The organism is Pseudanabaena biceps PCC 7429, from assembly GCF_000332215.1.
GTDB lineage: Bacteria > Cyanobacteriota > Cyanobacteriia > Pseudanabaenales > Pseudanabaenaceae > Pseudanabaena > Pseudanabaena biceps.
Window position 1 is genome coordinate 1 of the sequence record NZ_ALWB01000102.1, and the last position, 5,000, is coordinate 5,000.

At 44.3% G+C, this 5,000-nt stretch carries 5 protein-coding genes (1 of these 5 running past the window's edge); 3 read left to right on the top strand and 2 right to left on the bottom strand.

Annotated elements, in window-relative coordinates; all coding sequences use genetic code 11:
• Positions 1-166: 166 nt before the first annotated feature.
• From PSE7429_RS24445 to PSE7429_RS12540, 3 genes are all read left to right on the top strand, one after another.
• The gene (locus tag PSE7429_RS24445) at positions 167-490 is read left to right on the top strand and encodes a TatA/E family twin arginine-targeting protein translocase (protein ID WP_009627577.1); all 324 of its coding nucleotides are present in this window, start codon (positions 167-169) and stop codon (positions 488-490) included.
• Positions 483-1,127, top strand: a complete 645-nt coding sequence (gene pth, locus PSE7429_RS12535) for an aminoacyl-tRNA hydrolase (RefSeq protein ID WP_009627578.1) — start codon at positions 483-485, stop codon at positions 1,125-1,127. Before PSE7429_RS24445 ends, pth begins: the two co-directional genes overlap by 8 nt.
• 457 nt (positions 1,128-1,584) lie before the next feature.
• On the top strand, positions 1,585-2,727 hold the full coding sequence (locus PSE7429_RS12540) for a sugar phosphate nucleotidyltransferase (RefSeq protein ID WP_009627579.1): 1,143 nt from the start codon (positions 1,585-1,587) through the stop codon (positions 2,725-2,727).
• Between the two features lie 52 nt (positions 2,728-2,779).
• Here PSE7429_RS12540 and PSE7429_RS12545 read toward each other — a convergent pair whose 3' ends face one another.
• A complete protein-coding gene (locus tag PSE7429_RS12545; protein WP_009627580.1) occupies positions 2,780-4,000 on the bottom strand; it encodes an N-acetylmuramoyl-L-alanine amidase family protein in 1,221 nt (406 codons plus the stop codon).
• Between the two features lie 96 nt (positions 4,001-4,096).
• Positions 4,097-5,000: the 3' portion of an N-acetylmuramoyl-L-alanine amidase family protein gene (locus tag PSE7429_RS12550; protein WP_009627581.1), read on the bottom strand. The gene runs 380 nt beyond the window's last position; only the last 904 of its 1,284 coding nucleotides appear in the window; its start codon lies off the right edge, out of view; its stop codon occupies positions 4,097-4,099.

Genomic DNA, 5,000 nt, shown 5'->3' on the forward strand with positions numbered 1-5,000 from the left:
CGCACGCGCAGCGTGCGCCGCAGGTTTTAGATCTGGATTTTAATTATGCCCAGCTACTTATTGATAGATTTTTTGATAAATTTAAAAATTCAGGATCGACCGATCGCCGACGGGCTCTGGTTATGATCGCTAATAGTTCACTCGTCTAAAAAGAAGGTCATTCTTGATGAATATTTTTGGTATTGGTTTGCCTGAAATGATTCTGATCATGCTCGTTGCTCTCTTGATCTTTGGCCCCAAAAAGCTGCCAGAAATTGGGCGTAGTATGGGTAAAGCTATTAAAGGTTTTCAAGATGCCTCCCGCGAATTTGAATCGGAATTTAAGCGTGAAGCCGAGCGTTTAGAGCAACCCACAACAACTGCCGAGTCAGCCCCTGCGACATCCTCGGCAACCGTATCTTCTCAGAGTCCTGAAGCTGCATCTGTTGCTGCTCCTGTTGCCACCTCTTCAGAACAAACTAAGGAAGTAACAACCGCTGCGGATGCTTGAGACTCAATCCATATCTTTAATTGTCGGACTGGGTAATCCTGGGGCAGAATACGATCGCACTCGCCACAATATTGGTTTTATGGCGATCGATCGCCTATCCACATCTTGGAATATCTCCCTTGGCAAAGAAAAACGCTTTTATGGGCTCTTTGGTGAGGGGCGACTGTCAAGTCGATTGGTCGGTAACGGTAAGATTCGTTTGCTGAAGCCCACTACCTATATGAACTTGTCGGGACAATCCGTCCGCGCCTGTGCGGATTGGTTTAAAGGCAGTCCCGCAAATATTTTGGTTGTATATGACGATATGGATTTACCCCTTGGTAAGCTGCGATTGCGTCCCTCTGGTTCTGCGGGTGGACATAATGGTATGAAATCCATAATCGCGCATCTGGGCACGCAAAATTTTCCCCGTCTCCGTCTGGGTATCGGTCGAGGTGGTAGATCTGGTAGTGATGAAGCGATCGCTACTAAAGCCAATCAAAATGTCACTAATCACGTTCTCGGTGGATTTTCCGCCACAGAAACTAAAGTATTGCCTGAAATTCTCGACCTTGCCGAATCCACAGTAACCAGTATTTTAGCGGATGGGTTAGAAAAGGCAATGAGCTTATATAACAGTCGTAGCATTGATTTTTAAGCCCGTTAGTTTCCACATAAAGCCCCAAGAAGAGAATGGGGTGGCGTGAAGCGCCGCCCCATTCTCTTCTTGGGGCTTGCGATATCTACTAATGTAAAACCAGTAATACCAAAAAAATGGCGTAGCCATTTTTTTGGTATAAAACCAGTAAAACTAGCGCAAAAATTTGCTATTTTTTGAACTTAAAAACCTTGCTGAGTTTAGTTTTTCGTTTTCTAAGGTGTTGGCACACTTCAGGGAAATGGTATTACAAGGTATGATAAGACGGTTTTTAGGGAGCTTTGGCAGAGCTTAGTAAACTAAATTTCAGATGAGTAGGTAAGCATAATTAAAAATAGAATTCCAAATAGTTTGCCTTTAGCATAGCGATCGGCATAGTTTGGAGGCTAGATTTTTGAATTATGCCGAGGTGCTTATGCAAGTGCCATTTAATCGTAGTGAGAGGAGAACGTAATTTATGAAAGCCATGATTTTGGCTGCGGGTAAAGGTACTAGAATCCGCCCGATCACGAATATCATGCCTAAGCCCATGATTCCCATCATGCAAAAGCCTGTGATGGAGTTTTTAGTTGAGCTACTAAGACAGCATGGCTTCGATCGGATCATGGTTAACGTTAGCCACCTATCGGAAGAGATCGAGAATTATTTTCGAGATGGTCAAAAATTTGGTGTACAAATGGCATATTCCTTTGAGGGAACCATTATTGATGGCAAGCTCCAAGGTAGTGCGCTTGGTTCAGCAGGAGGACTGAAAAAAATCCAAGATTTCTCCCCGTTTTTTGATGATACTTTTGTTGTCCTTTGTGGCGATGCTTTGATCGATCTTGATCTCACCTATGCTGTGAATTGGCATCGTCAAAAAAAGTCCCTTGCTACGATTATTACCAAAACTGTTCCCAGAGATCAGGTTTCTAGCTATGGGGTAGTGGTTACCGATTCTGATGGCAGAATTAAGCAATTTCAAGAAAAACCAAGTGTTGAAGATGCCCTGAGCAATACGATCAATACAGGCATCTATATATTTGAACCTGAAATTCTTGATTATGTCCCTTCAGGGCTAGAATTTGACCTTGGTAGTGATTTGTTTCCTAAATTGGTGGGAGCCGATTTACCTTTCCATGCCATTTCGATGGACTTTCAATGGGTGGATATTGGTAAGGTTCCCGACTATTGGCAGGCAATCCAAGATGTCTTACTAGACAAGATTAAAAACGTTAATATTCCGGGGCATGAAGTTAAGCCAGGGATTTATGCAGGCTTAAATGTTTCGGTTAATTGGGACAAAGTTGATATTCGTGGTCCTGTTTATATTGGTGGCATGACTCAAATCGAGGATGGAGCAACTATCATTGGTCCGACAATGATTGGTCCTAATTGTCATGTTTGTAGTGGTGCGGTAGTTGAACGGAGCGTGATTTTTGAGTATTCCCGTTTGTCTGATGTGCGGCTAGTCGATAAATTGGTATTTGGTCGTTACTGTGTTGATAAAACAGGTGCAACGATCGATTTGCAAGCGGCGGCCCTAGATTGGCTGATCACCGATGCACGACAACAACAACAGTCCCATTCTCCCTTGGAATTTTCTAAATCTCCTGCCTAAGCGATGCTTAATAGCAATTCCCAAAATGGCAACGCCATTTTGGGAATTGCTATTATCTACCTCGGACGCGCATAAATTGATCGATCCCGCGCGCGATCGCATCTGCCATCCGTTTTTGATAATCTGGGCTATTTAAATTCCTTGCTTCCGTTGGATTCGTTACAAATCCCGTCTCGACTAAAATCGCAGGCATCGAAGTTCTGGCAATTACATAAAAACCTGCACCTCTAACCGAGCGATCGTTTGCTCCAGTTCCTGCAATAATCTGCGAATGCACGTAGTTGGCAAGCTCACGACCAACCGTTGAGTTCCGTGAATGATAGGTCTCAATGCCACTGATGCCACTATTGCCTGGGGCAAGCGAATTAGCATGGACGCTGACAAACACATCGGCATTGATTCTCTCTGCTGCGGCAACGCGAGGCTCTAAGTCGATTTCCACATCATTAGTACGGGTGTAATAAACGGTGTAACCCATGGTTTGTAGAGCCTGTCCGAGCTTGAGGCTAATTGGCAAAACGACATCTTTCTCTTGAATGCCATTGGCAACGGCTCCAGGGTCATTGCCCCCATGCCCAGCATCTACATAGATTACGCCCCGACGACGATCGCCTGTATTTTGCGGAATATTTGGAGAAGGATTGTTAGTAGGTAAAGGTGATGGATTGGCAGGATTGGCAGCAACCCCACTTGTGGAAATTTGGAGCTTGATTTGTTTATTATTAAGTCTTTGCGTTTCACGTATTTGCCAACCAGCACTTGTTTTAATGCCAATTTCCACGGCATTACCAACCTGCGACAGCTTAATCCTCTCAATAGGGCTATTGGCGGCAAGGCTAGGGCGTTGGAAATTTGCCGAAATCTTGGCATTGGGGATAACTAAGTTGAAGTTGCCAGTGCGATCAAGACTAGTTTGATAGCTTATGGCTTGGGTTGCCTCTACGCTCAATTGTCCTGTACTGCTTAAGCTCAATCGTTCGATCTCAGCGGTTAGGGATGCTGAGTTAGTTGGATTGACTGGTTTATAAATGGGTAAGCTTGGATTAATGGGTATCGCCTGTGCGATTTTAGTCCCTCGATCTTGAGCCACTCGATTATTTGTATTTATGGACTGGGATTGTAAATTTCCTATTCCCTTTGGGATGTTTTGTTTGTTTTGAAGCAGAGATGATTCCAAAATGTCGGGATGCATAGGATTAGCTTCGCTGCTAGCAAAGTTGCCTATATTCCATCCATAGCTAGTAGCTAGGCTCACTAAAATTCCGACTACCATGTGTCGATATCGCAAAACATTTCTCCCAATAACGTAATTATCCGAAATCTGAGCTATTAAACAGCTAGATTTTTGGGCTATGAAGATCGCCTCAATCTACCTTCGGTAAGACTTTAGAAATTGATCGACCCCTTTAGCGATCGCCTCTGCCATGCGCTGTTGATAAGCACTGTTGACTAATTTTGAAGCCTCGGTTGGATTGGTAATATATCCAGTTTCCACAAGAATTGCAGGCATAGAAGTATTGCGAATCACATAAAATCTAGCCGACCTCACACCACGGTCGTTTGCCCCAGTTATGGCAAGAATTTGCTCATGTACTAATTCTGCAAGATTCTCTCCTAAAGACGCACCTGGTGCGTGATAAGTTTCAACCCCACTGACTTGAGAGGCATTGGCATCAAGTGAATTAACATGCACGCTTACAAAGGCACTCGCTCTAGCATTCTCCGCAATCTTTACCCTTGGGTCGAGGTCGAGATCAATATCTTCAGTGCGTGTAAACACCACAGAATAGCCCATTTGCTGTAATATCCTACCCAGTTGTTTACTAATTACCAAAGTAATGTCTTTTTCGTAAACTCCATTGCGCGTAGCCCCCACGTCAGGGCCCCCATGCCCAGGATCGATGACCACGATCTGACGACCATTAACATTGCTATAGGTGTTTTGGGCTTGGGCTCTGGTAATTGGTACATTACTCGTAGTAACCTGTCCTACACTGTTTAACTGCAATGCGATCGCCTGAGGATCGGTTCTGATTGCCTCACGGATTTGCCAACCTGCGATCGTTTTGACACTAATGACTACTGCATCACCCACTTGATTGAGGCGAATTTGTTCGATTGGGCTATTCGAGCCTAAAATTGGACGACGTAACTGCGGTGAGATTCTTGTGGCAGGAATGGTCACAGTAAAGGTATTAGTGGCTAAATTCAGACTGCCGCGATAGGATATCGCCCGACTCGCCTGAATTACCAGCTGCCCATAACCATTAAAT

Bases quoted from the DNA above. Each gene is read 5' to 3' on its own strand.
- PSE7429_RS12540 (WP_009627579.1), top strand. From the start codon at position 1,585: ATGAAAGCCATGATTTTGGCTGCGGGTAAAGGTACTAGAATCCGCCCG.
- PSE7429_RS12545 (WP_009627580.1), bottom strand. From the start codon at position 4,000: ATGGTAGTCGGAATTTTAGTGAGCCTAGCTACTAGCTATGGATGGAAT.
- pth (WP_009627578.1), top strand. From the start codon at position 483: ATGCTTGAGACTCAATCCATATCTTTAATTGTCGGACTGGGTAATCCT.
- PSE7429_RS24445 (WP_009627577.1), top strand. From the start codon at position 167: ATGAATATTTTTGGTATTGGTTTGCCTGAAATGATTCTGATCATGCTC.